At 76.9% G+C, this 26,600-nt stretch carries 18 protein-coding genes; 13 read left to right on the top strand and 5 right to left on the bottom strand.

Translation table 11 applies throughout. The annotated features are described in order from the left end of the window. Window positions 1-23: 23 nt before the first annotated feature. Genes ABT006_RS19905 through ABT006_RS19895 form a run of 3 tightly spaced genes read right to left on the bottom strand, consistent with a single transcriptional unit; the run spans window position 24 to window position 3,359 of the window. A complete protein-coding gene (locus tag ABT006_RS19905) occupies window positions 24-965 on the bottom strand; it encodes an alpha/beta fold hydrolase (protein ID WP_350708326.1) in 942 nt (313 codons plus the stop codon). After that, window positions 962-1,888 (bottom strand): SDR family NAD(P)-dependent oxidoreductase, encoded by a 927-nt coding sequence (locus tag ABT006_RS19900; protein WP_350708324.1) that lies wholly within the window; start codon window positions 1,886-1,888, stop codon window positions 962-964. The genes ABT006_RS19905 and ABT006_RS19900 overlap by 4 nt, the downstream gene beginning before the upstream one ends. After that, window positions 1,881-3,359: a flavin-containing monooxygenase gene (locus ABT006_RS19895; protein ID WP_350708372.1), complete on the bottom strand. Its 1,479-nt coding sequence runs from the start codon at window positions 3,357-3,359 to the stop codon at window positions 1,881-1,883. The genes ABT006_RS19900 and ABT006_RS19895 overlap by 8 nt, the downstream gene beginning before the upstream one ends. Window positions 3,360-3,480: 121 nt before the next feature. Between ABT006_RS19895 and ABT006_RS19890 the strand changes: the two genes are divergently transcribed. Then, complete coding sequence (locus ABT006_RS19890) at window positions 3,481-4,143, top strand: TetR/AcrR family transcriptional regulator (protein ID WP_350708322.1); 663 nt, start codon at window positions 3,481-3,483, stop codon at window positions 4,141-4,143. Window positions 4,144-4,279: 136 nt separating this feature from the next. After that, on the top strand, window positions 4,280-4,912 hold the full coding sequence (locus ABT006_RS19885) for a flavin reductase family protein (RefSeq protein WP_350708370.1): 633 nt from the start codon (window positions 4,280-4,282) through the stop codon (window positions 4,910-4,912). Between the two features lie 15 nt (window positions 4,913-4,927). Here ABT006_RS19885 and ABT006_RS19880 read toward each other — a convergent pair whose 3' ends face one another. Together ABT006_RS19880 and ABT006_RS19875 are read right to left on the bottom strand one after the other, a co-directional pair. Beyond that, entirely contained in the window at window positions 4,928-5,389 is a 462-nt protein-coding gene (locus ABT006_RS19880; RefSeq protein WP_350708320.1) for a hypothetical protein, read from the bottom strand. Then, window positions 5,389-5,868 (bottom strand): hypothetical protein, encoded by a 480-nt coding sequence (locus ABT006_RS19875; RefSeq protein WP_350708318.1) that lies wholly within the window; start codon window positions 5,866-5,868, stop codon window positions 5,389-5,391. Before ABT006_RS19875 ends, ABT006_RS19880 begins: the two co-directional genes overlap by 1 nt. Before the next feature lie 44 nt (window positions 5,869-5,912). Between ABT006_RS19875 and ABT006_RS19870 the strand changes: the two genes are divergently transcribed. The 11 genes from ABT006_RS19870 (at window position 5,913) to ABT006_RS19820 (ending at window position 26,581) form a co-directional block, all read left to right on the top strand. Beyond that, complete coding sequence (locus ABT006_RS19870; protein WP_350708316.1) at window positions 5,913-6,920, top strand: helix-turn-helix transcriptional regulator; 1,008 nt, start codon at window positions 5,913-5,915, stop codon at window positions 6,918-6,920. A gap of 186 nt (window positions 6,921-7,106) precedes the next feature. Further along, complete coding sequence (locus ABT006_RS19865) at window positions 7,107-7,391, top strand: hypothetical protein (protein ID WP_350708314.1); 285 nt, start codon at window positions 7,107-7,109, stop codon at window positions 7,389-7,391. Between the two features lies 1 nt (window position 7,392). Further along, window positions 7,393-9,105 carry a M14 family zinc carboxypeptidase gene (locus ABT006_RS19860; protein WP_350708312.1) on the top strand — a complete coding sequence of 571 codons (1,713 nt, stop codon included), beginning with the start codon at window positions 7,393-7,395 and terminating at the stop codon, window positions 9,103-9,105. After that, the gene (locus ABT006_RS19855) at window positions 9,105-12,422 is read left to right on the top strand and encodes a DUF6603 domain-containing protein (protein WP_350708310.1); all 3,318 of its coding nucleotides are present in this window, start codon (window positions 9,105-9,107) and stop codon (window positions 12,420-12,422) included. The genes ABT006_RS19860 and ABT006_RS19855 overlap by 1 nt, the downstream gene beginning before the upstream one ends. Before the next feature lie 13 nt (window positions 12,423-12,435). Further along, window positions 12,436-15,072 carry a hypothetical protein gene (locus ABT006_RS19850; protein WP_350708309.1) on the top strand — a complete coding sequence of 879 codons (2,637 nt, stop codon included), beginning with the start codon at window positions 12,436-12,438 and terminating at the stop codon, window positions 15,070-15,072. Next, window positions 15,072-18,926, top strand: a complete 3,855-nt coding sequence (locus tag ABT006_RS19845) for a hypothetical protein (protein ID WP_350708307.1) — start codon at window positions 15,072-15,074, stop codon at window positions 18,924-18,926. The genes ABT006_RS19850 and ABT006_RS19845 overlap by 1 nt, the downstream gene beginning before the upstream one ends. 7 nt (window positions 18,927-18,933) lie before the next feature. Then, complete coding sequence (locus tag ABT006_RS19840; protein ID WP_350708305.1) at window positions 18,934-20,460, top strand: hypothetical protein; 1,527 nt, start codon at window positions 18,934-18,936, stop codon at window positions 20,458-20,460. Window positions 20,461-20,551: 91 nt separating this feature from the next. Then, window positions 20,552-21,160, top strand: coding sequence for an ATP-binding cassette domain-containing protein (locus tag ABT006_RS19835; RefSeq protein WP_350708303.1), 609 nt, complete (start codon window positions 20,552-20,554; stop codon window positions 21,158-21,160). Further along, window positions 21,157-22,437 (top strand): extracellular solute-binding protein, encoded by a 1,281-nt coding sequence (locus ABT006_RS19830; RefSeq protein WP_350708301.1) that lies wholly within the window; start codon window positions 21,157-21,159, stop codon window positions 22,435-22,437. The genes ABT006_RS19835 and ABT006_RS19830 overlap by 4 nt, the downstream gene beginning before the upstream one ends. Further along, window positions 22,434-24,197 carry an ABC transporter permease gene (locus ABT006_RS19825; RefSeq protein WP_350708300.1) on the top strand — a complete coding sequence of 588 codons (1,764 nt, stop codon included), beginning with the start codon at window positions 22,434-22,436 and terminating at the stop codon, window positions 24,195-24,197. Before ABT006_RS19830 ends, ABT006_RS19825 begins: the two co-directional genes overlap by 4 nt. Next, window positions 24,194-26,581: a tetratricopeptide repeat protein gene (locus tag ABT006_RS19820; protein WP_350708298.1), complete on the top strand. Its 2,388-nt coding sequence runs from the start codon at window positions 24,194-24,196 to the stop codon at window positions 26,579-26,581. Before ABT006_RS19825 ends, ABT006_RS19820 begins: the two co-directional genes overlap by 4 nt. Window positions 26,582-26,600 lie beyond the last annotated feature (19 nt).

The raw sequence follows: 26,600 nt of genomic DNA, 5'->3' as shown, positions 1-26,600 counted from the left end.
CCTGTCCGCCCCGGGCCGGGCCGTCAGCCCGCCTCCGCGACCGCCGGCCGGTCTCCGGCGGGCGGGACCGCGCCCACGGGCGGGGCGTGGTCGCCGGACGCAGCGGCGGCGTCCGTTCCCGCCGTGGACCAGAAGTCGACGAGCAGGCGGTGGAACTCCTCGGCGCACTCGATCTGCGGCATGTGCCCGCAGTTCCGGAACAGGTGGGTGCGGGCTCTGGGCAGCCGTGCCCGGGCGGCGTCGAGGTGCGACGCCGGAAGGATCAGGTCCCGGTCGCCCCAGACGACGAAGGTGGGGATGTCCAGCCGCTCCACCTCCGACAGCAGCTCCTCCCGCCACTGCGCGCTCACGCCCCGGAACGTGCCGAGGTGGTGGGCGGTCTCCAGCATCACCCGGGCCGCGTACGGCAGGCGGGCGACCTCCAGGGCGTACGCGACGCGTTCGGCGGTGGCGAAGGCCGGGTCGTGGAACAGGGACAGCTCGGCGCGGCGGGCGGCCCACCGGCTGGGCCGCAGCAGCAGCCGGCCCAGCGGGCGCAACGCGAGCAGGCGCAGCGCGATGGTCACCTCCCGGCCGAAGCCGGCGCTGTTGACCAGCGTCAGGCTGGCCACCCTGGCCGGCTCGGACGCCGCGAGGCGCATGGCGATCGCACCGCCGAGGGAGTTGCCGACCACGTGCGCGGGCCCGTCGACGCCGACGGCGTCGAGGTAGCGGCCGACGAAGCCGGCGAGCGCCGGCAGGGTGCAGGGCTGGACCATCGGCAGCGAGCCACCGTAGCCGGGCAGGTCGACGCTGTGCACCCGGAACCGGTCGGCGAGCAGCTCGTGCAGCTCGGTGAAGTCGCGCAGGGTGCGGCCGATGCCGTGCAGCAGCACCACCGGGGGCCCGTCGCCGTCGACGCGGTGGCACACCCGCCGGCCGTCGACGGTGACGTGCCGGGGCCGGCGCGCGACCGGGGCGGTCACGCCGGCTCCCCGGCCGGGTCGGCCACGGGGGCCGCCTCGGATCGCCGTTGCGCCGGGACGGACGGCGTGGCCGTGGCGCGGCGTGCGGGACCGCCCGCCACCCGGTCGAGGCCGAACGCCAGGACCCGGTGGTACGACGCCGGCGCCACCCGGGCCAGCAGGTCGGGCAGCTTCGCCGACCAGCCGATCAGCACCCGGCCCCGGCGGCGTTCCACCCCGCGCAGGATCACCTCGGCGGCCTTGGCGGGATCGATGGTGAGCAGCCGCTCGAACTGCCGGCGGCCCGTCTCGAACTCCTCGACGGAGACGCCGCTGCCCACCCGGGCATTCTGCGCGATCCGGGTGCGGATGCCGCCCGGGTGCACGGAGGTCACCCCGATCCCGTCGTCGGCCAGCTCGTGGCGCAGCGCCTCGGTGAAGCCGCGGACGGCGAACTTGCTGGCCGAGTAGGCGGCCTGCCCGGCCGGGGCGATGACCCCGAAGATGCTGGAGACGTTGACCAGGTGCGCGCCGGGCTCCGCCCGCAGCGTGGACAGCAGGGCGTGGGTCAGCTGCACCACGGCCCGGAAGTTGACGTCGACGACCCAGCTGAACTCGTCGAGGGTCACCTGGTCGAACCGGCCGCCCAGCGCCACCCCGGCGTTGTTGACCAGCAGCCGGACCGCCGGATGCCGCTGCCGGACCTCCTCGGCCACCCGCGCCGTCGCGGCGGCGTCCGCCAGGTCGACCAGGTAGGTGGTGACCTGCCGGTCGGGGTGCGCGGCGCGGACGGCCGCGACCACGGCGTCGAGCCGCCCGGCGTCGCGGTCGAGCAGCACCAGGTGGCTGCCCCGGCGGGCCAGCCCGTGGGCGAGGGCCTCGCCGATCCCGCTGGCGGCGCCCGTGACGACTGCCGTGCCGCCCGTGAAGACGAACCTACGCACGGACGGTCCTCCTTTCCGGTGTGCCGGCGGGGGCAAACCGCACGCCGGAGTCGGTGAGTCGGCCGTGCCGCATCAGCAGCACGTCCCGGGGGTAGTTCTGGTACAGCCGCCACGGCGCCCGGTCGCCCTGCTTCGGCAGGGCGTCGACACTGCGCAGCACGTACCCGGCCGTCAGGTCGATTATGGGCCGCAACTCGCCGCCGGGGGGCGGCAGCGGGGTGACGACCTGCTGGCCGGTGCGGTCCAGGTGCCGCAGCAGCCGGCAGACGTAGGTGGCCACCAGGTCGGCCTTGAGCGTCCACGAGGCGTTGGTGTAGCCGATGGTCATCGCGAAGTTCGGCACCCCGGAGAGCATCATGCCCTTGTAGGCGACGGTGCCGGCAACGTCGACCTCGGCGCCGTCCACGGCCAGGGTCATGCCGCCGAGGGCGAGCAGGTTGAGCCCGGTTGCGGTGACCACGACGTCGGCCGCCAACTCCGCGCCGGAGGAGAGCCGGACGCCCCGCTCGGTGAAGGTGTCGACGGTGTCGGTGACCACCGACGCCCGGCCCCTGCTCACCGCGGTGAACAGGTCGCCGTCGGGCACCACGCACAGCCGCTGGTCCCAGGGGTCGTAGCGGGGCGAGAAGTGCCGGTCGACGTCGTAGCCGGCCGGCAGCCGGCCCCGGGCGGCGCGCAGCAGCAGCTTCCTCACCAGGGCGGGGGCGCGCCGGCTGAGCTGGAAGTTGGCGGTGGCGAGCAGGACGTTCTTCCAGCGCACCACCGGATACGCGGCCTTCGCCGGCAGCCAGCGCCGCAGCGCGTCGGCGACGACGTCGCGCGAGGGCAGCGCCATGACGTACGTGGGTGAGCGTTGGAGCATGGTCACGTGGGCGGCGCGCTCGGCCATCGCGGGCACCAGGGTCACCGCCGTGGCGCCGCTGCCGATCACCACCACCCGCTTGCCGGCGTGGTCGAGGTCCTCGGGCCAGTGCTGCGGGTGCACGATCCGCCCCGCGTACCGCTCCGTGCCGGGGAACTGCGGGGCGTAGCCGGCGTCGTAGCGGTAGTAGCCCGAGCAGGTGAACAGGAACGAGCAGGTCAACTCGACCGTCTCGGCGGTGTCGTCGCGGTGGGCGTGCACCGTCCAGCGGGCCCGCCCGCTGTCCCACTCGGCGCGCACGACGCGGTGCCGGAAGCGGATGTGGTCGGTGACGCCGTACTCCTGGGCGGTCCGGCGGACGTAGTCGCGGATGGTGTCGCCGTCGGCGATGGCCTTCGGGTCCGTCCACGGCCGGAACGAGTAGCCGAGGGTGAACATGTCGGAGTCGGAGCGGACGCCGGGGTAGCGGAACAGGTCCCAGGTGCCGCCGATCGCGTCGCGGGCCTCCAGCACCGCGTACGTCTTCTCCGGACAGTGGCGGCGCAGGTGGCAGGCGGCGCCGACGCCGGACAGGCCGGCACCGACGATGAGCACGTCGACGTGGTCGATGGCCGTCTCGCCTCCCCCGTCCGCGGATGTGACACCGGACACTAGACACGGCCGCCGACGCCAGTCAACACCCTGTCGAGTCCCGTCGACACGGTGTCGATCCGGTGTAGAGTCGTCGGCCATGACGCCCGCCCGTACGGCCGCCGGGAACGCCATCGCGCGCGGACGCCGCGGGGCGCGGTCGGCGGGGGACGAACGCGAGTCGGCCATCCTGGCCACCGCCGAGCGGCTGCTGCGGCAGCGGGCCGTCGCCGACGTCTCCGTCGACGACCTGGCGCGGGGCGCGGGCATTTCCCGGCCCACCTTCTACTTCTACTTCCCCTCGAAGGACGCGGTGCTGCTGACGCTGCTGGACCGGGTCACCGAGGAGGCCGACGCCGCAGCCGGTGACGTGCTGGAGCGGCTGGCCGAGGATCCGCGGGCGCGCTGGCGGGAGCTGATCGACCGGTTCCACGAGACGTTCGGCGCCCACCGGGCGGTGGTGCTGGCCTGCGCCCAGGTGCGCGGCACCAACGCCGAGGTGCGGCGGCTGTGGGCGAGCGTGCTGGAACGCTGGGTGCAGGCGATCGAGACCGCGATCGAGGCCGAGCGCCGCCGCGGCGCGGCCCCCGACGGCGTGCCGGCCCGCGACCTGGCCATCGCGCTCAACTCGATGAACGAGCGCGTCTGGTACGCCACGTTCGCCGGCGACGGGCCGGCGGTGGCCGAGCGGGACGTGGTCGACGTGCTGCTCGACGTCTGGCTGGCCGCGATCTACCGCAGCACCGCTCCCCCGCCGGCCTGACCCCGCCGGGCGGCGTTCCTGAGGTGGTCGAATGCGACGTCCGATCGCCGCCAGCAACGGCCGGCCGGGAACGTGCAGAGTCGGGGCGGGAGGCGCGGCGCCCGTCACGCCCTCGACGAAAGGTGGACGTGTGCACATGGTTCCCGGCCTGAAGGTGCTCTACTTCGGAACTCCGGTGGTCCTGGTCAGCTCGCGCAACCCGGACGGCACGGCGAATCTCGCGCCGATGTCGTCGGCGTGGTGGCTGGGGCAGCAGGCCATGCTCGGGCTCGGCGACAGCGGCCGGACCACCGCCAACCTGCTGCGCGAACGCGAGTGCGTGCTCAACCTGCCGTCCTCGGCGATGGTCGACGCGGTCGACCGGATCGCGCTCACCACGGGCCGGCCGGACGTGCCGGCGTACAAGCTGCGCCAGGGCTACCGGTACGAGCCGGACAAGTTCGCCCTGGCCGGGCTGACCGCGCAACCCTCGGAGCTGGTCCGGGCACCCCGGGTCGCGGAGTGCCCGGTCCAGCTGGAGTGCCGGGTGATCGCGGCTCACCCCTTCGCCGGAGCCGACGTGCGGGCCACCGCCTTCCAGGTCGAGGTGCTGCGCGCGTACGTCGAGGAGGAACTGGTCATCCCCGGGACGAGCCACGTGGACCCGCTGCGCTGGGACCCGCTGATCATGAAGTTCTGCGAGTTCTTCGGCGGCGGGCACAACGTGCACCCGTCCCGGCTCGCCGAGGGCTGGGACATGCCCCACCGGCTCGGCGTCGCCGCCGGTTGAGCCCGCCGGGCCCGGTCAGCCGCCCGGCCTCCGGGTGAAGTCCATCGTCCAGTTGGTCTCCCAGGTGCGCCCGCCGTCGATGGAGAACGCCTGCTCCCAGCGGCAGGAGGTCGCGGTGACGCCCGACCAGACGAACCGGCACCGGATCGGCCGGCCCTCGTCGACGTCGTCGCCGAGGAACGTGCCGACGCCGTCGGTGAACCGGCCCACCACCGGCGGCAGCTCCAGCACCCCGCGCCGGCTGTTCATCCAGTAGATCGACCAGGTGCCGGCCGCCGGGTCGAGGAGCCGCACGGTGGCGCCGGAGAAGCCCCGGGTGGGAAAGGTGATCTCGTCGAAGCTGCCGGCGCCGCCGAAGAAGCCGCGGGCCACGGAGACGCCGGGAAACTCGTCCCAGTCGTCGCTGCCGACGTGCCGCTCGCGCAGGCGCCGGTTGGCCACGTCCCACGTGCCGACGAAGAAGTCGAAGTCGCCCATCAGCGGCCCACCGGCCCCTCGGCGCGGGTGTCGGCGAGCCAGCCGGCGAGGTCCGGGCGCTCCGGCGCCAGCACGTGCCGGGCCCAGGCGGCCCGCTCGTGTTCCAGCACGCCCAGCTCCCAGACGCAGCCCGCCCACGGGCGGTCCAGGTCGACGAAGCGGGTGGGGTCGTCGTCCGGGCAGTTCAGGGCGGGCTGGCCGGCCGCCGCGATGCGCACCTCGACCACGTTGTCCCAGACCCAGCTGTACGCCAGCAGGTACGCCCCCGTGTCGGCGCCCCGGTGCAGCACCACCCAGCCCGCCGACGGGGTGTCGTCGCCGTCGCGGGCCGGCAGCAGGCGGGGCAGCACCGCGTACGCGGCCCGTTCCACCTCCGGCTCGATCCGCCGCTCCGGCTGGTCGACGTGGTAGCGCTTGAGTTGACGGCCGGCGACCGTGAGAGGTCCCGGCGCCCGCAGTTCCTTGTCGCGAAATGCCATGCCGGGACGGTACGGACACTTCACTGACAGCTAGTGTCAGCGGAGTGCGGGCCAGTCGACTCCTCTCCCTGATGATGCTGCTCCAGGCCCACGGGCGGATGACCGCGGCGCAGCTCGCCGAGCGGCTGGAGGTGTCCACCCGCACCGTCTACCGGGACGTCGAGTCGCTGCACGCGGCTGGCATCCCGCTCTACGGCGAGGCGGGGCACGCCGGCGGCTACCAGCTCGTCGAGGGCTGGCGTACGCGGCTGACCGGGCTGACCGCGCAGGAGGCGGAGCGACTCTTCCTCGCCGGCCTGCCCGGGCCCGCCGCGGAGCTGGGTTACGGGGCGGCGGTGGCCGCGCTCCAGCTCAAGCTGCACGCCGCGCTCCCGCCCGAGCTGGCTGACCGGGCCGCGCGGATCCAGGAACGGTTCCACCTGGACACCCCCAACTGGTACGCCGACGGCGACGCCTCGCCGCACCTGCCGGAGGTGGCCGAGGCGGTCTGGCGGCAGCGGCGGATCGCGGTGCGCTATCGGAGCTGGGCCGGGGAGGTCGACCGGGTGCTGGAGCCCTACGGGCTGGTCCTCAAGGGCGGCCGGTGGTACGCGGTCGCCGCCCGACGCGGCCGGGACGAGCCGGCCACCTACCGCGTCAACCAGGTCGTGTCGCTGACCACCCTGGACGAGGGGTTCGCCCGGCCGGCCGGGTTCGACCTGCCCGCCTGGTGGCGGGCGCACGTGGTGCGGTTCCGGGCCCACCTGCACCGCGACGACGCCACGGTCCGGCTCTCCGCACGGGGCCGGGAGCGGCTCCGGGAGATCGCCAGCGAGCTGGTGGTGGCGGCCGTCGACGCCACCGCCGGGCCACCCGACGAGGCCGGCTGGGTGACGGCCGTCATCCCGATCGAGTCGCTCACCCACGCGCACGGCGACCTGCTGCGGCTCGGCGCGGAGGTCGAGGTGCTGGCCCCGGCCGCGCTGCGCGAGCGGCTCGCCGCCACCGCCGCCGACCTCGCCGCCCTCTACGCCCCGCGCCCCGTTCCCGAGGTGTCGTCGTCGCCCTCCTGACCTTCCGACCGCGTCCGGCGGCCCGACAACGGCGCGGCGAGGAGCCCGACAGGCCCCGCCGCGACGGCAATCCGACACCCTGCGGCGATCCTTCGACCACTCGGCGTATTGCCTGCCGGTCGGTGGAGTCGTTGAGTGGGCAGGGGACGGCTTCGACCGCCGCGTCAGCAGGCCCGGGAGGCGATCGTGGGGCTCATCCAGATCGAGGGCACGGCCGAGGTGCTGCGCGGGCTGCGCGGCATGGCCGGGCTCGACCTGATCGACCCGAGCGCCGCGTCACTGGGCGCGGACCGCTACCGCATCTCGGCGTACGCGCCGGAGGAGCTGATCCCCGAGTTGGAGGCGCGCGGCGCCCAGGTGCGGGTGATGATGTCGTCCGGCCAGTTCGACGCCTTCCATGCCGAGGTCGCGCAGCACCTCGCCCCACCACCGGAGGCGTCGGCCCCGCCGGAGAGCACCGGGGAGCGCTGAGGTGCCCCCGCCGTATCCGGACATCACCGCGCCGCTGCGGGCGCAGGAGATCGAGGACGCCCTCGCCGACCTCGCCGCGAGCTTCCCCGCGCTGTGCACCCGGACGGTCTTCCCGACGGAGACGGCCGGCGGCCGGACGCACAGCTACGTCAGGATCGCCAACGGCAGCGGCCCGAACCGGCCGGCGGCGCTGGTCGTCGGCGGGGTGCACGCCCGCGAGTGGGCGCCGCCCGACGCGCTGGTCACCCTCGCCCGCAACCTGCTGGTGTCGTACACGTCGGGCACCGACGTCGTCTTTCCGGCGATGACCGTCACCCCGCTGGTCGGCGCCCCGGTCCGCTACCGCGCCTGGCGGATCCCGGCGGCCGACGTCAACGACATCGTCACGAAGCTCGACCTCTACATCCTGCCGCTGCTCAACCCCGACGGGCGGGAGCACGACCTGACCCACCTCAGCGAGCCGGGCTGGCGCAAGAACCGCAGCCCGCAGGCGGGCGGTGAGATCGGCGTCGACCTGAACCGCAACTTCGACATCATCTGGCGTTTCGAGGACTACTACGACGTGGCGCTCTACCGCGCCCGGTACGGTTCCGACCCGGCCTCCACGTCGCCGGCCGACGACACCTACCGCGGCCCGTCGGCGCATTCCGAGGTGGAGACCCGCCACCTGGAGTCCCTGCTGGACACCCTGCCGATCCACTACTACGCGGACGTGCACATGTTCGGCCGCAACATCCTCTACTCCTGGGGGCTCGAGGAGGACGGCGACGACCCGGCGATGCACTGGCGGGCGCCCGCCTTCGCCGGGACCCGGGACGGGCTGATCGCCGGGGATCCGGCGCTGCCAGCGGGCCGGACCGACTACAAGGAATACCTCCCCGACGACCCGCCGCACCGGATCCGCTCGCGGGCGCGGATGATCGCCACGGCGATGCACGACGGGATCCTCCGCTCGGCCGGGGTCGATCCCGCCGCGCCCGCCTCCACGACCCAGCGTGCCCACTCCGAGTACACGGTCGGGCAGAGCGCGTTCCTCTATCTTCCGGTCGGCGGCGGGCCGAACTCCGGGTGCAGCGACGACTACGCGTGCAGCCGACAGTTCGCGCTGCCGAACCGGCAGCCGATCTTCGCCTACTGTCTCGAGGCGGGGCACGCCGAGGAGCAGGGCTTCCACTGCAACTACGCCGATCCGCCCGGCCACTTCCGCAAGATCAACCGGGAGATCCACGCGGCGGTGACGGCACTGCTCAAGGTGGCCGCCTCAGCCCCGCTGCCCGCCGCCGGCGGGGGCGGGGGCGGCGGCGGACCCTGCCTGATCGCCACGGCCACGCTGGGCCGCCCCGATCATCCGGACGTGCGCTATCTGCGGCACCTGCGCGACGAGCGGCTGCGGGCCACGCCGCGCGGCGCGCGGGCCGCCGACGCGCTGGACCGGGTCTACTACAGCTTCAGCCCGGCCGTGGCCCGGCTGCTGCGGCGGCACCGCCGGGCGCGCACGGCCGTGCGGGTCGGGCTGATCCGACCGCTCGTCGCCGCCCTGCGCCTGCTCCTCGGGCCGGAGCGGGCGCCGATCCCGCGCCGGACCGCATCCGCCGGTAGCCCACCGCCGGGGCGGACCACGTCCGTAGACGGCGCACCGCCGGGGCGGAGCACGTCCGTAGGCGGGCCGCCGGGCGGGCGGCGCGGCGGCACCGGGCCGGGGGGTGGGCGCTGATGGCCGGGACCGCCGAGCAGCTCGCCGTCGAACTGGCCCGGCTGCTCGACCCGGTCACCGAGCGGCTGGCCGCCGGGCAACTGGTCGACCTCTTCGCCGAGCTGGGCCTGCCGCTGCCCGGCCCGGTCGCGGGCGCGCCCGGGGTGGTCGCCGCCGCCGGCACCGCCGGCACCGCCCTGGCCGCCCTCCCGCCGGCGGTCACCGCGCTGGTCGACGCGATCGCCGACGACGACAGCGCCGCGGTCGCCGCCGCCCTGGGCGACCTGCTGCCGCTGATCGTCGACGCCGTCGACGCCGTCCGGGCCCTGGCCGGCGCGGTGCAGTCCGCGTACGCCGGGGGCGGTGCGGTCAGCGCGCCGTTGGCCGCGATCCTCGCCGACCTGCCGCGACGCCTGGTCGACTGGACCGCCGCCAGCTACCTGTTGGACCGTCGGCCGGCGCTCGGCCGCGCCCTCGCCCTGTTCGGGCTGGTCGACAACGTCGCCGTGCCCGCCGACGGGGACCGGCCCGCCTACCTGCGGCGCGGGCTCCGGCTGGACCGCCTCGGGGTGCTGCTCGACGACCCGGCCGCCGCGCTGCGCCAGGTGTACGGCTGGGGCGAGCCCACCCTGGACGCCGCGCTGCTGCTCGCCCGGCTGCGCGACTGGCTGACCGCCGTCGGCGTGCCGGCGGTGGTGCTCGCCGGGCCCGGCGGCCGGCCCGAGCTGGCCGCGTTCCTGTTCCGGCTGCACGCCGTGGACGGGCTGCCCCCGGGCACGCCCACCCCGCTGGAGCTGACCCTCGACGTGTTCGACTTCGGCGGGCTGGACATCCCCCTGCCGATCGGCGACGCCTGGGCGGTACGCCTGCGTGGCCAGGGCAGCCTCGACCTCGGCGCCGCCCTGCGCGTCGAACCGCCCGCCACGCTGCGCCCGCAGGCCCCCGCTCCCGGGGTCGCCGGGGAGCTGACCGTGTCGGTGGAGCGGCTGCCCGCCGGTCCTGGGCCGATGGTGCTATTCGGCGAGGCCGACGGCACCCGGCTCACGGCCACCGCCGTCCGGGCCGCCGTCGGCGCCGCGTTCGCCGCCGACGGGGGCGGGGTGAGCGCCCGGCTGATCGTCGACGCCGAGGTCGCCGCGGGCCGTCTGGTGATCGCCTTCGGCGGCGCCGACGGCTTCCTGTCCAGCGTGCTGCCGGCCACCCTGGAGGTCGACTTCGACCTCGGGCTGCACTGGGACCCGGTGGACGGGCTGACCCTGCGCGGCGGCGCCGGCCTGGTGCTCGCCGTACCCCTGGCGGTGCGCCTGGGCCCGCTGCGCCTGGACCGGCTCGACCTGGCCCTGCGCCCCGGCGCGGCCGGCATCACCCTGGAGGTCCGCCTCACCGGCGGCATCGACCTCGGGCCGTTCGCGGCGAGCGTGGCCGGCATCGGCGTCGGCGCCGACCTGGCCGTCCGCGACGGCAACCTCGGCCCGGTCGACCTGACCTTCCGCTTCCTGCCGCCCACCGGGCTCGGCATGGTCGTGGACGCCGGGCCGGTCACCGGCGGCGGCTTCATCGGCTTCGACGAGCCGGCCGGCCGCTACTCGGGCGTCCTCGCGCTCAAGCTCGGCGTGGTCGGGGTGGAGGCGGTCGGCCTGCTCGACACCCGGCTGCCCGGCGGCGCGCCCGGCTACGCGCTGCTGATCCTGCTGCGGGCCAGCTTCCCGCCGATCCAGCTCGGCTTCGGCTTCGCACTCTCCTCCGTCGGCGGGCTGCTCGCGCTGAACCGGCAGACCGACGTGGACGCGTTGCGTGCCCGGATGGCCTCCGGCACCGTCGGGCGGATCCTGGCCCCGGAGGACCCGGTCCGCAACGCCCCGGTGCTCCTGGCCGACCTGGCCGCGGTCTTCCCGCCCACGCCCGGCGTGATCGTGGTCGGGCCGACGCTGCAACTGTCCTGGGCGGAGCTGGTCCGCTTCGACATCGGCGTGTTCATCGAGCTGCCCGGCCCGCGCAAGATCGTGATCCTCGGCTCGGCGCGCGCGGGGATCGAGAACCCGTCCGGCGGCCGGCCCTACCTGCAGATCCGGCTGGACATCCTGGGCGTGGTCGACTTCGCGCAGCAACTGGTCGCCTTCGACGCGGTCCTGATCGACAGCCACCTGCTGGAGATCCTCGAACTGACCGGCGGCGCGGCGTTCCGGCTCAGCTACGGCGCCGAGCCGTACGTGGTGCTGACCGTCGGCGGCTTCCACCCGGCGTACAACCCGGCACCCCTGGTCTTCCCCGCCAGCCTGACCCGGATCGCCATGACCCGCGGCGAGCCCGACGACCTGCTCTACTTCCGCTTCGAGGGCTACTTCGCGGTCACCACGAACACGCTGCAGTTCGGCGCGGCCGTCGAGGTCGTCGTCAACCTGGGGCCGTTCAACATCCGGGGTTTCCTCGGCTTCGACGCGCTGATCCGGTTCCAGCCGTTCCACTTCGAGTTCGCCATCCACGCCTCGGTGCGGGTGCGCTGGCGCAGCCGCACCCTGGCCGGGTTGGACCTCACGGGCAGCATCTCCGGCCCCGGCCCGGTGGTCTTCCACGGCAGGGTCACCCTGGAGATCCTGTTCTTCGAGATCACCTTCGAGGAGACCATCACCCTCGGCTCGTCCACGCCGCCGGCCGTCACGCCGGTCGCCTCGGCCGTGGCCGAGCTCGCCGGGGAACTCGCCGACCCGGCCAATCTGCGCAGCACCGGCGCGACCGATGCCGCCGTGGTCGTCGAGCCGGCCCGCACCGCCGCGCTGCCCGTGGTCTCGCCGCTGGGCCAGGCCGTCTGGACCCAGGAACGCGCCCCGCTGGACCTGCTGCTGCAACGCTTCGAGGGCGCGCCGCTGACCCGGCCGGAGACGGTCACCGCCACCGGCCCGCAGGTCACCGGCACCGAGGTCGACTGGTTCGCGCCGGGTGGCTTCGCCGACCTCACCGACGCCGACGCGCTGAACCGGCGCGCCTTCGAACGGCTCACCGCCGGCGTCCGCCTGGGCGGCGAGGGCGTCGACGCCGGACCGTCCACGCTGCTCACCGTCACCGTCAAGCAGATCCGGCTGCCCGCGCCGCCGGTGCTGGTCACCGCCACCGCGCTGCCCCGGTGGCTGCTCGCCGCGGCGGCCGGCCGCACCGGACGGCCCGAACGCGACCCGGTCACCCCGGCGGTGGGCGTGCGGGACGAGACCTGGGCCGTGCACGGCGCCGGGGGCGCGGTGACCGCCGGGCTGTCCCAGGCGCAGGCGCACCAGCTGGCCACCGTGGGCGGCGTCGGGGCCGCCGTCGCGGCGACCGACCCCGTGCCGGCGATGAGCTTCTAGAGGGGCGGCGAGGATGGCCGACGAACAGCTCACCTTCCACGGATGGTCGCGGGAGCGGATCGCCGCGCTGGCCACCGGCGTGCAGGACGGGCGGCCCCGGGTCGAGACGGCCGTCACCCTCACCGGCACCGACGCCGCCGGCGCGACCACCACGGCCGCCACCGGCACGGTACGGTTCCTGCTCGCCGGCCCGGCCGACGTGGTCCGCCTCGCCCCCGGGGCGATAACCCGCCGCTACCCGACGCCCGGCGCCGTCGACCACGAGTCGGACCGCTGCCCGCACGTGGAGTTCGCCGACGCGACCCTGCCGTGGCGGTACACCCCGGCGCCCCGCCCGGCCGCCGGCACCGGCGCGCAGCACCCCTGGCTGGTGCTGGTCGTCGGGCTGGACGGCGACGAGCTGACCCTCGCCGGGGACCAGGTGACGCTCAGCCCGGCCGTGCAGGCGCTGCACCCGCTGGGCACCGGCGCGACGGCGTACCGGTGGGCGCACCTGCAGGTGGACAGCGCCGGGAGGCGGATCGCCCGGCTGCTCTCCGGGCGGTCCCTCGCCCCGGGCACCGACTACGTCGCGGCGCTGGTGCCGGCGTACGACCCGGCGGGGCAGCCGCGGTGGACGGGCACCGGCCCGGCCACCGTGCCCTGCTACGACACCTGGCGGTTCCGCACCGCCACCCCGGCGGGGAGCTTCGAGGACCTGGCCGCCGCGCTGCGCCCCGGCGCCGCCGAGCCGGAGACCGGCCGGGCGCCGCTGGACTACCCTCGGGTGCCCACCGCCGGCGACCTGGCGGTACGCGGCGCGCTCGCCCCGCTCGGCGGCACCGACGCGGCGCTGCCCGGCGAGGTCCACGACGACCTGGACGCGCTGCGCACCCCGGCGCGGGACGACCGGGGCCGGCCGATCGTCGGGCTGCCCCGCTACGGCGAGGCGTGGCGGGCCGGCGCCCCGGAGGAGACCACCTGGGGCGGCAGCCTGAACACCGACCCCCGGGACCGGGGGGTGGCCGGGCTCGGGTTGGAGCTGGGCATCCGCCTCCAGGAGGAACTGGCCGCCGAGGCCCGCGCCCACCAGGGCGCGCTCGCCGAGGCACGACAGCGGATCCGGGACCTGGTGCTCGGCCTGCACGCCGCGGGCGGGCTGTGGCGGCGGCGGACGCCCGCCGACGCGTACGAGCGGCTCTGGCTGCTCGGGCCGGCGCTGGGCCGCGTGGTCACCCCGGACGGGACGGTGGCCGCGCTCGCCACCGCCGCGGACCGGCCGCTGCCGGCGGGGCTGTTCTCCGGTGCGGCCCGGCGGATCCTGCGCGCCGGGCCGGCGCGCACCGCGCTGACCGCCGCCGGCGCGGTGCCGGCGGGCGAGGTGCTCAAGGCCGCCAACCGGTGCCCCCGCCCGCCGCGCCCGAGCGCCGACGGACTCCCGCTGGAGGACCTCGGCATCGACCTCGACGACCTGGAGGAACGTCGACGTCGGGCGGCGGAGACCGGGGAGGTGGACCTGCACGCCGCCGCCGGGCGGGCGAAGGAGTTGGCCGAGGCCGCCCACCCGAAGCTGCGCGACCTGGCGCACGCGGTGGCGGAGCGGCTCGCCCGGGCGGCGCACGCCGGGTCACCGGCGCCGTGGGCCGAGGCCCTCGCCCTGCTGGCCGCCGCCGCGACCGTCGACGACCGCGCCGAGCGGGAGCTGGAGCGGCTCGCCGCCGCCCTGCAGGAGCTGCTGGAACGCTGGCCGAAGCCGGCCGGCGAGGACGACCTGCCGGCGCTGCTGGACGGGCTGGCCGAGCCGGAGCCGGTGGAGCCGCCGTGCCGCCCGGTCGACCTGGACGCGCTGGCCGCCGGGGTGGCCGCCGCGTTCGACCCGACCGGCCCCGGCGCCGCCGCCCGGGTACGGGTGCTGTCCACCATCGACGGTCTGGACCCGGCACAGCCGCTCGCCCCGCCGGAGGTCTGCGTCGGGCTGGACCGACCGGTCTGGGCCGACCTGCGCGACGCCTTCGACGAGTGGCTGCTGCCCGGGGTGGGCGCGCTGCCGGAGAACTCGGTGATCGCCGTGGAGACCAACCCCCGCTTCGTCGACGCCCTGCTGACCGGGCTGAACACCCAGCTCCTCGGCGAGCTGCGGTGGCGCAACATCCCGGTGGCGACCGGCTGCACCCCGCTGCGGGTGTTCTGGAGCCGGGCCGACACCGGCACCGGCGCCCGCGTCGACGACATCACCGGCATCGGGAACTGGCCGGACGACAGCGGCCCGGGCACCCCGGCGCACCGCCCGGCCGGCGCCTCGGGCCGGGACCTGGTCGTGGTGATCAAGGGGCGGCTGTTCCTCCGCTATCCGGCCACCGTGGTCTACCTGGTCACCGCCGAGCACTCCGGCACGGTCGACTTCGGGCAGGACCCGCCGGCCGGGGCGGTCCGGGTGCTGCCCAGCTTCCAGGGGCGGATCGGCACCGACGTGACCTTCTTCGGCTTCCAGGGGTTCGACCCGGCGGACGTGCTGCGGCACTGGCTGGTCTTCGAGGAACCCCCGGCCGGCTACCGCTTCGCCAACGACGCCTCGACCTCCCCGGTGCCGGAGACCTGGGCGCGGACCAGCTTCGCCCGCCCGGTGCGCGTGCTCATCCGCGGCGACCACCTCGACCCGGAAGGACCGTGATGGCGGAACCAGTCGTCGGCGTGCTGCTGCCGGTGCGGATCGAGACCCGGTTCTCCCCCGGCCTGCTGCGCCTGCTGGTGGTGCCGGACGAGCCCTGGTTCGCCCGGCACGACCCGCGGGTGTCGCCGGGCGAGGTCGACGCGGTGCGGCGTTATCTCGACGCCGGGGGCGGCGAGGTGGCCTGGCGCGAGCTGACCGTCCACGTCGGCGGGGCACGGGCGGTCTGGCTGGTCCGGACGCTGGCCGTCACCGCCCCCGACGGCACCACCGCGCTGCGGCCGGTCGGCGCGGGCGAACTGCGCACCGAGCCCGCCTTCCCCCGGATCGAGGAGTTCCCGGACACGCTGCACGTGTGGCTGGCCCGCGGCGGCGGCCCGCCGGCGCAGGTGTTGACCCTCACCGTCGACCGGGGCCGGCTCGCGGTCGACTTCCCCGACCCGGACGCACCGGCGGAGCGGCGGTGGTGGGAGAACTGGGACGAGGCCGTCGAGGCGGGCCTGGCCGGGAAGGTGCCGCTGGACGGCGACCCGTCCGACATCGACGCGCTCTACGTCACCGGTCTCGGCGACGGCGACCCGGGCGCGCTGTTCGGCAGCCACCGCGACGAGGGACGGCTGTCCCTGCTGGCCCCCGGCTCGGCGACGAACACGGTGGACGGGGCGCCCGCCGCGCCCGTCACCGGGGACGCGGCGGCCTGGTGGGGGGTGCTCACCGGTGCGCCCACCGACACCGACCGGCTGGTCTCCGCCACGCTCACCGGCGACCCGGGGCTGCTCGGCGCCCTGCCCGGCACGTCGGAGCCGCACCGGCGCTGGGCGGGCGCGGCGGTGGCCGGGCTCTGGCCGGCGCTGTGGGGTTTCGCCGGGGCGGACGTGTGGGCGCTGCCGACCGGCGCCGCCGCCGAGTGGGCGCCCGGCGCGTTGCTGCCCGAGGGGCCGTTCCCGACGCTGCGCGTCGGCCCCCAGCCCTACGGGCTGCTGCCGGCCACGGTGCTGCGCCGGTGGGTGCCCGAGCCGAAGGACCCGCCGGTCGAGGCGGGCCTGGTCGAGCCGCTGTCCCACCTGCGCGCCGAGTACGCCGCCGCCGCCGAGCAGCGGGGCACAGTGGTCGGGGCGTCCACCGAGGAACTGCTCGACCTGATCGGTCAGGTGCCGACCTCGCCGCTGTTCCGGCACCGCAGGGCCTGGCCGCTGGAGCTGTGGTGGCTGGTGCTGCTCCTGCTCGGCTACGGTGCGTCCTGGTCCGACCTGGACACCGCCTGGCGGCGCCGGCATCCCGACGCCGAGCGGCTGGGCCTGGCGCCGCAGCGCCGCTACGGGGCCACGGGCGCGCCCCGCCGGCTGGAGGTCCCGCTCGTGACGCCGGACGGCCTGCCCGCCGGTACCGGCGTCGCCGACGTGCTGAAGCGGCTGGTGGAGGTCGCGGAGGAGCAGCCGTGGGCGTACGCGAACCGCGCGATCCTGGAGAAGGAGCTGCTCAGGGAGTACCCGCTGGACAGCCTGCTGCTGCGGCTCGCCGTCCGGTCGTTGCAGGTGGCGATCGGCGACGTGGGGCGGGCGCTGGCCGGCGAGGCCCCGCCCGGCCCGGAGCCGGTGGCCCGGGACGCCGCCACCGCCGGCCGGCTCCAGGGCTGGATCGCCAACACCCCCGTCGCCGCGCTGCACGGGCCCACCCCGCAGGCCCGCGCCTACGAGCGGGTGGTCGACGGGCTGCTCGCACTCGGCGAGATCGAGCCGCCCCGGTTGGAACGGCTGCTGCGCGCCACCGTGGACACCGCCGCGTACCGGGTCGACCCGTGGTTGCTGGGGCCGCCCACCCGGCGGCTGCACGACCTGGTGGAACAGCAGGCGGCCAAGCCCCGGCTCGGGGCGTACGGCTGGGTGGACCGGCCCCGGCCGGGCGCCCCGGGGCCCACGGCCGCCGGTCTGATCCACGCGCCGTCGGCCGGGCAGGGTCTCGCCGCCACGGTGCTGAGGGACAGGGCGGTCAGCGACCCGTCGCCCCGCTGGGACCTGGACCTCACGTCCCGGTCGGTCCGCGACGCCGACCGGATCGCCGAACACGTCCGGGTCGGCGCGCACCTGGCCGAGGCGCTCGGCCGCGAGGTGGAGCGGGTGGTGGGCACGCCGGCCGACGTGGAGCGGCTGCGCCGGGACTTCCCCGTCCGCACCGAGCACGCCGGGCGGCGGGTCTGCGACGGGCTGGCCGTGCTGGCCGCCCCGCCGGGCGACCTCGGGTTGGACCCGGCCCGCCTGGCCGACCTGGACCGGCTGCGCGTCGCCATGGACGCCTACGGGGACCTGCTGGTCGCCGAGGCCGTGCACCACGTCACCGAGGGCCGGGCCGAGGTGGCCGGGGCGGCGCTCGACGCCGCCGCCGGGTTGACCCGCCCGCCGCGGCTGGGGCTGCTGCGCACCCCCCGGGAGGGGCGGGCGGTGGGCACCGGCGTGGTCGTCGTCCTTCCGCACGTCGCCGACGCGGCACTGCCGGCCGACCCGACCGACCGGGCCACCCTCGCCCCGGCGGCCCTGGCCGACCCGGCGACCGCCGCGTTCCTGGCCACCCAGGTCGGCCCCGACTGGACGTTCGAGGTCGCCGCCGGTGGGCTCGTCGCCACCGTCACCCTCGACGGGTTGGGGCTCGGACCGGCGGACGCGCTGGCCCTGGCGCGTACCGACCTGGAGCGCCTCGCCGTCGCCGCCGGTGCCGCCGCGCTCGGCGCGGAGCCGGCGACGGCCACGCTGACCGGCGGCGACGGCGTCGCCCGCTACGAGGCCGCGGCGCGGCTGGTCGCCCTGATCGGGCGCCACCCGGCCGACCCGGACGCGACGGCCGAGCGGGCGGACCCCGCCGACCCGCCCGCCGCCGCGCACGCCGACATGCTGGCCCGCTACGCCCGGGTCCGGGACACGGCGGCGGCCCTGGCCGCCCGGCTCGCCACCGAGCTGGCGCTGACCACGGGCGACGGGGGCATCGGCGGCGCCGACCCGGCGGTGCTGACCCGCCTGGTCACCGCCGCCCGCGCCTGGGGCCTCGCCCCCGACCCGGCGCCGACGGAGGCGGCGTCGGGCGCGGAGGCCGCGCAGCGGCGGCTGGTGGCGCAGGCCGTCCGGGTGCGGGAGCTGCTCGACGCGCGGCTCGACGCCGCCGCCGACACCGCGCCGACCGGCCCGGGGTCAGCCTCCCCGGCGGCGGAGCTGACGCGCGACGACCTGGTCGGGCAGCTCGCCGCGCTGGTCAGCCCGACCGGCCAGCTCGCGGTGACCGCCCGGCTGCCCCGCTCGGCGCTGCCCGCGATGACCGGCGACGGGACGCTCGACGCGGACTGGTTGCCGGTGGTCGCCGCCGTCCGGGAGCCGCTGGCCAGGCTGGAGGCGCACCAGCTCGCCGACGGCACGCCCGCCGCCGCCGGGCCGGCCCTGACCGGCTGGAGCAACAAGCCCGGCGACCCGTGGCAGAGCGGCGGCCCCGACGGGCGACGGCTGGTCGTCGCGTACGCCGACCCGACGCTGGACCTCACCGCCACGCCGCCGGGGGCGCCGGTCGCGGTGGCCGTGCTCGACCGGTTCACCGAGGTGGTCCCGGAGGCGACGCAGGCCACGGCGGCGACCTTCGGCTTCGACGCCCCGGCCGCCCGGGCGCCGCAGGCGATCCTGCTCGCCGTGCCGCCGGACCTGTCGCGGCCACTCGACCCCGAAACCCTGGTGGAACTCCTCGCCGACGTCCGCGAGCTGGCCCGGGCCCGGGTCGCCCGGCCGGCCGACCTCACCCCCGGCCTGCGCGGGCTGCTGCCGGCCGGGCTGCTGCCCGCCGACGGACCCACGGGGGTCCCGCTCGATGCGACCCGGAGGTGAACCGGCGATGGCGCTGGTCTTCGACACGGTACGACGGTTGGAGGCGGACCAGGCCGGGTCGGACCTGACCCGCGGCTTCGCCGCCGAGGTCGCCGACCCGGCCTGGCTGCTCGGCCGGCAGTGGCAGCTCGGCGAGCACCAGGGCGAGGACGCGTCCTCCCCGGTGCGGGTCAGCTACCGGGCCCGGCTCACTCCCGTCGACCCGCTGGGCGGGCAGCCACACCTGGACCCGCGCACCACCCCCGCCGAGGCGATCGTCGAGTCCGAGCCGGGTGACTGGTGGACCCCCGGCCGGCGGATCGCGGCCGGCCGGGCGGTCGCGGCGGCGGCCGGGACGGCCGGGACGCCCCTGCCGGCCGACCCGACCCTGCTGCTCGCGGCGCTGCCCGTGCCGTACGACGTGCTGGACGGCACCGGCGTGGACGGCCGCGAGCTGTGGCGGCGGCGCGGCGAACTGGGCCTGCCCGAGGCGTGGTTCGCCGGGCTGCGCCCGCCGGAGCCGGAGCCGGTGGACCTGTGGGATCCGGCGGAGCTGGCCTACGACGCCGACTTCACCGCCGACGGGGTGACCCTGGCGCTGCGCCGGCACGACGGCGGCGACCTCGACTGGTACGCGGTGGACGCCGACCGCCCGCTGCCCGACCCGCCCGTGCCGGTCGACGCGGCGACCACCGTGCCCCGGCGGGTCCGCTACCCGGGCGCGCCGCTGCCCCGATGGTGGCAGATCGAGGACGCCGCGGTGGACGTCGGCGGCTACCCGCCGGACCGCTCCCACCTGGCGACGCTGCTGCTGATCGACCTGATCGTCAACCACTCCGACGACTGGTTCGCCTTCGCGGTGCCCGGTCTGGCCGGGCACGTGGTCACCCTGGACGAGGTGGTGGTGCACGACTCGTTCGGCGAGGACTGGCCGGTGACGCCGCCCGCCGGCTGGAGCCTCTTCGCCACCGACGGGCTGGACAGCCGTTCCCTGGTGGTCTGGGCCACGGCGGCCACACCGCTGGCCGGTCCGGTGCTCGACGAGGTGGTGATCGGCACCGACGAGGACGCCAACCTGGTCTGGGCGGTGGAGCAGCGGCTGCGCGGGCGCGGGGTGCTCGGCGACGAGGAGGCCCCGGCCGAGCCCCCGGCCCACCTGGACGCCTCCGGCCGGCCCGGGTTCGCGTACCGGCCGATGACGAGGGTGCCCCGGCACTGGCACCCGTACGTGGTGGAGGAGGTCGCCGGCCGGCGCCGGTACGTGCAGGGGCGCGGGGTGGACCTGTCCGGGCCCACGGCGGTGCTGCTGCCCGAGGCGGAGAGTGACCTGCTGGTCGACCCGGCCGCCGGCGGGACGCACCCCACCCACCAGCTCGAACCGGCGGCGGTGCCGGCCGACGGCGTACGGGTGGAGCGGCGGGCGGTGCTGGCCCGGGCCACCGACGGCAGGCCGGTGCTGTGGACCCAGCGGCGCCGGCAGCCGCTGCTCACCCCGCCGTCCCTGGGGCTGCGCTTCGACGCGCTGGAGCCGGTGCCGCCGGAGGTGGTGGCATGAGCCCGTCGTGACTCCACAGGGGAGGGTGCGGGGCACCGCGGGTCGCCGGTTTGTGCCACCCTGGGGGTGACTGCCCGGGTCACCGGAGGTGATGGCCACGTTACGTCTGCGCGAACTCGTCGCCGTGCCCGACGCCGCGCCGGTGACCCTCCACGTCGCCGCGGGCGCCTCGGCCGCGCTGGTGGCCGACCCGCCGGTCGGCACCGCCGTCGCCCGGGTGGTGGCCGGGCTGGCCGCGCCGGTCGCCGGTCAGGTCCTGGTCGGCGGTCGGGACGTCACCGGGATGCCACCGCCGCGCCGCCGGATCGCCTACGTCCCGGCCGGCGGCGCGCTGCTGCCCCACCTGACCGTGCGCCGCAACATCGCCTACGGCCAGCGCCGGCGGGAGCGGGTGCGGGAGGTCGCCGACGACTGGACGGCGACGGTGGTCGACCGGCTGGAGCTGGCACCGACCCTGGAGCTGCGACCGCACCTGCTGTCGGAGGCGCAACGGTTCCGGGTCGCGCTGGCCCGGGCGGTGGCCTGCCTGCCCGAGGTGCTGGTGATCGACCTGCCGACCGGGCCGGCCGGCGGCGGGCGGCTCACCGACCTGGTCGGGCGGCTGTCGCCGCCGGACACCGCCGGGGCGGCCGTGCTGGTGTGCACCCGCGATCCGGACTCGCTGGCCGACGTGCCGGTCGCCGCCGAGGTGGTCGCGTGACCGCACCGGGGCGGCTGCGCCGCCGGGCCCTGCTGCGGGCCGCCGCGGCGGCGGGCGCGACCGCCGTCGCCGGCTGCTCCCGGGCGGAGCCGTCGGTCCAGGTCGCGGTGGTGTGGAGCGGCGGGGAGCTGGCCCGGTTCCGCGAGGTGGTGGCCGGCTACGACGCCGGTGTGCAGGTGATCAGCGCCGGCAACGACATCGACGCGTTCCTGCGCGCCCGCCAGCTCGCCGGCACCAGCCCCGACGTGGCGATCCTGCCCAGGTCGGGGCTGGTCGTGGAGTACGCCCGGCGCGGCTGGCTGCGCGAGCTCACCCCGGCCGCCAGCTACGCCCTCCCGCCCGGCATGGCCGACCTGCTCTCCGCCGACGGGCGGCGCTACGGCGTCTGGGTGAAGGCGGCCCACAAGTCGCTGTTCTGGTACTTCCCGTCGATGCTCCCCGAGCCGCCGCGCACGTGGGACCAGCTCGTCACGCTCACCCGGCGGCTCGGCGCGCGCGCCCGGGCCGGCGACGGCCCCGCCCCGCTGGCCGTCGGCGCGGCCGACGGCTGGGTGCTCACCGACTGGTTCGAGAACGTCCTGGCCGACGTGGCTCCGCCCGGCTTCTACGAGGCGCTGGCCCACGGTGAGGCCGACTGGCGGGCCCGGCCGGTGCAGGTCGCGCTGGACCGGCTCGCCGAGCTGTGGCGCGTCGACGGCGCGTTCCCCGGTGGCGGGCGCCGCGCCCTGCTCACCCAGTACGAGGAGTCGGTGATCCAGGTGGTGTACCACCGGCGGGCCACGATGCTCTTCGAGGCCGACTTCGTCGACGACGTCGCCAGCCGGTTCCGCCAGGGCCCGGAGCGGCCGGAGACGTTCCGGTTCCCCGGCGCCCGGCTGGCCGACAAACCGCTGATCGTCGGCGGCGACGCGGCGGTGGCCTTCGCCGGCTCGGCCCGCGGCGCGGAGCTGGTGCGCTGGCTCAGCGGCGGGACGGCGTTCGAGCCGTGGCTGCGCGCCGGCGGCTACCTCTCCCCCAACGTGTCCGTGCCGCTGGCGGACTACCGCGACGCCGTGCGCCGCCGCCTCGCCGCCGAGCTGCGCACGGCCGAGGTGGTGCGCTTCGACCTCTCCGACCGGCTGCCCGGCCCGTTCACCGGCTCCGACGGGGTGGGCATCTGGCGGATCATGCAGGACTTCTTCGCCGACGTCACCGATGGGGTCGCCGTCGGCGAGGCGGTCCGGCGGGCGACCGGTCAACTGGCCACGGCGGCCCGCTCCGCGGGGAGGGGCCGATGAGCCGGGTGCTGGGCGAGCCGGCGGTCCTCGACGACGTCGGGCCGCCCCGGCGCGGGCGGGCCTACCCCGCGGCGGGGGCCACCTCGACGCTGCTGCTGCCCGCCCTGCTGCTGCTCGGCGGGCTGGTGGCGTGGCCGGTGCTGCGTACGCTGCACGCCAGCGTCACCACCGACGGCCGGTGGGTCGGCGCGGAGCACTACCGCACGGCGCTGGCCGCGCCCGGCACCGGCGCGGTGGTGGGTCGCACGGTGCTCTGGGCGCTGGTCGTGCCGGCCGTGGTGACCGTCCTGGGCTACCTGCTCGCCGCCGCCTCCCGCCGTTCGCAGGAGGGCGGACTGGTCCGGCTGATCCTGGTGGTGCCGACCGCGCTGCCGCTGGTGGTCACCGGCGTCACGTTCCGGCTCATGTACGACCCGGATCCGGAGCGCGGGCTGGCCACCCTGGTCGCCGCGAGGCTGACCGGCCGGTCGGCGGCGGACGCGCCGCACCTGCTCGGCCCCGGCCTGGTCACGGTGGCGCTGATGTCGGCGTTCGTGTGGGCCTGGGTCGGGCTGGCCGTGCTGGTGTTCCGGGCCGCCCTCGACGCGGTGCCGCCGAGCCTCGCCGACGCGGTCCGCGCGTACGGCGGCAACCGCCGCGACGTGCTCTGGGACGCCCAGTGGCGACCGCTGCTGCTGCGTACGGTCGCGGTCGTCTTCACCCTGGTGGCGCTCGGCACCACCCGCACGTTCGACCTGATCCTGGTGCTGGCGCCCGGCTCGGTGCGCGACGAGGCGTCGGTGCTGGCGCTGCGGGTCTGGCAGACCTCCAACGGCGCCACCACCGGCGAGGGCGCCGCGCTCGGCGTCGTCTGGCTGGTGGCGGTGGCCGCCGGGGTGCTGGTCGCGGCGCTGTTCGTGCGGCAGGCCTGGCCTCCGCCCCGGGATCCGGCGCCCGTCGGGCCCGACCCGGCGGCGCCGGCACCACGCCGGTCGATCCGGCTGCTGGTCGCGGGCGCGGCGGTCGCCTGGCTGGTGCCGCTCGGGGTGCTGCTCGCCACCTCGCTGCACGGAACGGTGGACGCCGCGGGTGAGGGCTGGTGGTCGAGACCGCCGAGCCTCGCCTCCTACCGGGAACTGCTCACCGGCGTCGAGCTGTGGCGCACGCTGGGCTTCACGCTGGTGCTGGCGACGGTGGTGACCGCCGCGGTGCTGGGCGTCGCGCTGCTCGCCGCGTACCCCCTCGCCTGGCTGACGGGGCCGGCCGCCCAGGGCACGGGCCTGCTGCTGATGGCCGCCAGCATCGTGCCGGTGCAGGTGATCGCGGGGCCCGTCAACGAGGTGCTCGGGGTGGCGCTGTCCTCGGGCACGGCGCGCGGCCTGGCGCTGGTGCACGTCGCGCTGGGCGTGCCGTTCGCCGTGCTGGTGCTGCGCAACGCCTTCGCCGACCTGCCCGCCGAGCAGGTTCGGGCGGCCCGGGTGGGCGGGCGGCACTGGTGGGGCACGCTGCGGCTGCTCGCCCGGCACAACCGCCCGGCCGTCGTCGCCGTCGCCGTGCTGGAGTTCGTGCAGGTGTGGAACGACCTGGTGGTGGGCCTGCTGTTCAGCGGCCCGGGCGCGGTGCCGCTGGGGCTGTTCCTCGCCGGCCAGACCCGCGGCTTCGTCGCCAACAGCGGCGCGCTCGCCGCCGGCTCGGTGATCGCCTCGATCCTGCCGGTGCTGCTGGTGGTGTTGGCCCGCCGCCAGCTCGTCGCCGGCCTGGTCGCCGGGGGCGTCCGGTGAGCGGGCAGGGGCCTGCCGGCCGCTCCCGCCGGGCGCGCCGGCTGAGCCTGCTGCTGGCGATCGGCGGCGTGGTCGGCGGGACGGTCAGCGCGGTGCTCGGCAACGTCACGGGCAACCTGCTCTCCGAGCTGTCGGTCGCCCAGCTCGGTTCCGCGAGCGCCGGGGTGATCGTGCTCGGCCTCGCCGCCGCCGTGATCGTGGAGTGGCGGCGCCAGCGTCAGCAGGCCGCGACGCAGGACGACCCCGACACCCCGCCCGCCGTCGGCGCGCCCACCCTGCCCTGGCCGGCGGGGTTCACCGGGCGGGCCGGGCACGTCGACGCGATCATCGACCTGCTGGCGAAGGAGCACGCGGTGGCGGTGGTCGGCCGGCGGGCCGTCGGCACCTCGTCCTGCGCGATCCAGGCCGCCAACCTGTGCCGGGAGGACTTCCCCGACGGCCAGTACTACCTGGACCTGCGGCGGGGCGGCCGGCCGCACGGCCCGCGGCAGGTGCTCACCGCGCTGGCCCGGATCCTGGGCACCCGGCCGCCGGCGTCGGGCCACGCCGACGACCTCGCCGACGCCGCCGACGAGCTGAGCGGGCAGCTCGACGGCCGACAGATCCTGGTCGTGCTGGACAACGTGGACGACCCCGGCCAGGTCCGGCCGCTGCTGCCGCCGACCGCGCGGGCCTGCCGACTGCTGCTGGTCGGCACGCCCGCGCTCGACGCCCTGGAGGGGGTGGTGGCGCACGGTCTCGCCGAGCCGGACGCCGACGACGCGGTCGAGCTCTTCGCCGCCGCGGGCGCCGCCGCGCCCGTCGCCCGGCCGCACCGCCCGGATCCGCGCACCGACCCGGCCGTACGCGTCCTCGTCGAGCTGTGCGGCCGGCAGCCCCGCACGGTGGCGGAGCTGGGTCGGCGTACGGCGCAGCACGGCTGGCGGCACGCCGACGTGCTCGACGCGCTGCGCCGCGCCGTCGACACGCCCCCGCACCAGCACGTCGCCGCGTCCCCGGCGACCCTGCTGGTGACCGGGCGGGACACCGCGTACCACGCGCTGGGCGGCGAGGCGCGGAGGTTGTGGCGGCTGATGTCGCTCAGCCCGGTGCCGCTGGACCGGCCGACGATCGCGGCGCTCGCCGGCCGCCGCCCGGACCGGGTGGCCGCGCTGCTGCACGAGCTGGCCACCGGCGGGTTCGTGACCGGCGCGCCCGGCGACCGCTACGAGGTGCGCCCGCTGCTGGGCCCGTACGCCCGGATGCACCTGCGCGACGCGGAGCCGGCGCGGCGGCGGGTGGCCGCGCAGGCCCGGCTCACCCGGCACCTGGCCCGCTGCGCCGAGCGGCACGCCACGAGCCTCGCGGTGGCCGGCTCGCCGCCGGACCGGGAGCCGACGCTGGCCCTGGACGACGACCCGTACGGCTGGTTCGACCTGCACCAGGAGCTGCTGCTGGCGGTGGTGAAGGTGCCGGCAGGCGCGGCGGAGACGCTGCCGCGGCGGGTGCGCCGCTGGTGGTTCCGGCTGGCGGTGGCGCTGTGCGGATGGCTCGCCCACGCGGAGCGGCTCGGCGAGTGGGAGGAGGTGTGCCGCACGGTGCTGGCCACGCCCACCGCCGACGACCGGCCGGAGATCGCCGGCTGGGCGCACAACGAGCTGGGGGTGCTGCGCCGCCGGCGAGGCGACCCGCAGGGGGCGGCGACGGCGCTCAGCCTGGCGGTGGCGGAGCGGGGCCGGCGCGGCACCGCGCAGGCGCGGATGAACCTCGGCCTGGTGCTGCTGGACCTGGGGCAGCTCGACGACGCCGTGGAGCACCTGGAGCTGTCCCGGCGGCACCGCTCCGGCGCGGACCGGGCCGGGCACGCGCTCACCGACCTCGGGATGGGTGCCGCCCGGCTGGCGCGGGGCGAGCTGGAGACCGCGCACCACCACCTGGTGCGGGCGGCGAACGCCTTCCGCGCGCTCGGCGACGCCCGGGGTTACGCGGCGGCGCTGACCAACCTGGTGCTCGTGCACGCCGGGCTCGGCGAGCACCTCGACGCGGCGCAGTCGTGGCGGGCGGCGCTGCGGGAGTACGAGTCCGTGGCGGACCCGACCAACCGGGCCGCCGCGCTGCTCAACGCGGGAGCGGCGCTGCTGGCCTCCGCTCCCGGCCAGGCACGGCAGGCGTACGAGCTGCTGGCGGAGAGCCGGCGGCTACGCGACGGGCGGCCGACGGCGGGGCTGGGGCGGACGCTGCTGCACCTGGGCGACGCGGCGGCGGCCCTCGGCGACGCCGCCGAGGCGCGGCGGCACTGGCTGGACGCCGCCACGGTGTGCGAGGAGGCGCGGGACGCCGACGGTCAGGCCGCGGCGGACGCGCGCCTGGTGGGCAGCAACGCGCCCGCCGACGAGCCGGCCTGAGCGGGGGCCTGGTGCGGGG

The sequence above is a fragment of the Micromonospora sp. NPDC002717 genome (assembly GCF_040295705.1).
In the GTDB taxonomy this organism is placed as follows: domain Bacteria; phylum Actinomycetota; class Actinomycetes; order Mycobacteriales; family Micromonosporaceae; genus Micromonospora.
Note: the sequence above shows the minus strand (reverse complement) of the source record. Positions and strands in the feature narration are given on the sequence as shown.

Bases quoted from the DNA above. Each gene is read 5' to 3' on its own strand.
- ABT006_RS19855 (WP_350708310.1), top strand. From the start codon at position 9,105: ATGGCCGGGACCGCCGAGCAGCTCGCCGTCGAACTGGCCCGGCTGCTC.
- ABT006_RS19850 (WP_350708309.1), top strand. From the start codon at position 12,436: ATGGCCGACGAACAGCTCACCTTCCACGGATGGTCGCGGGAGCGGATC.
- ABT006_RS19880 (WP_350708320.1), bottom strand. From the start codon at position 5,389: ATGGGCGACTTCGACTTCTTCGTCGGCACGTGGGACGTGGCCAACCGG.
- ABT006_RS19840 (WP_350708305.1), top strand. From the start codon at position 18,934: ATGGCGCTGGTCTTCGACACGGTACGACGGTTGGAGGCGGACCAGGCC.
- ABT006_RS19890 (WP_350708322.1), top strand. From the start codon at position 3,481: ATGACGCCCGCCCGTACGGCCGCCGGGAACGCCATCGCGCGCGGACGC.
- ABT006_RS19825 (WP_350708300.1), top strand. From the start codon at position 22,434: ATGAGCCGGGTGCTGGGCGAGCCGGCGGTCCTCGACGACGTCGGGCCG.
- ABT006_RS19845 (WP_350708307.1), top strand. From the start codon at position 15,072: ATGGCGGAACCAGTCGTCGGCGTGCTGCTGCCGGTGCGGATCGAGACC.
- ABT006_RS19875 (WP_350708318.1), bottom strand. From the start codon at position 5,868: ATGGCATTTCGCGACAAGGAACTGCGGGCGCCGGGACCTCTCACGGTC.
- ABT006_RS19885 (WP_350708370.1), top strand. From the start codon at position 4,280: ATGGTTCCCGGCCTGAAGGTGCTCTACTTCGGAACTCCGGTGGTCCTG.
- ABT006_RS19835 (WP_350708303.1), top strand. From the start codon at position 20,552: ATGGCCACGTTACGTCTGCGCGAACTCGTCGCCGTGCCCGACGCCGCG.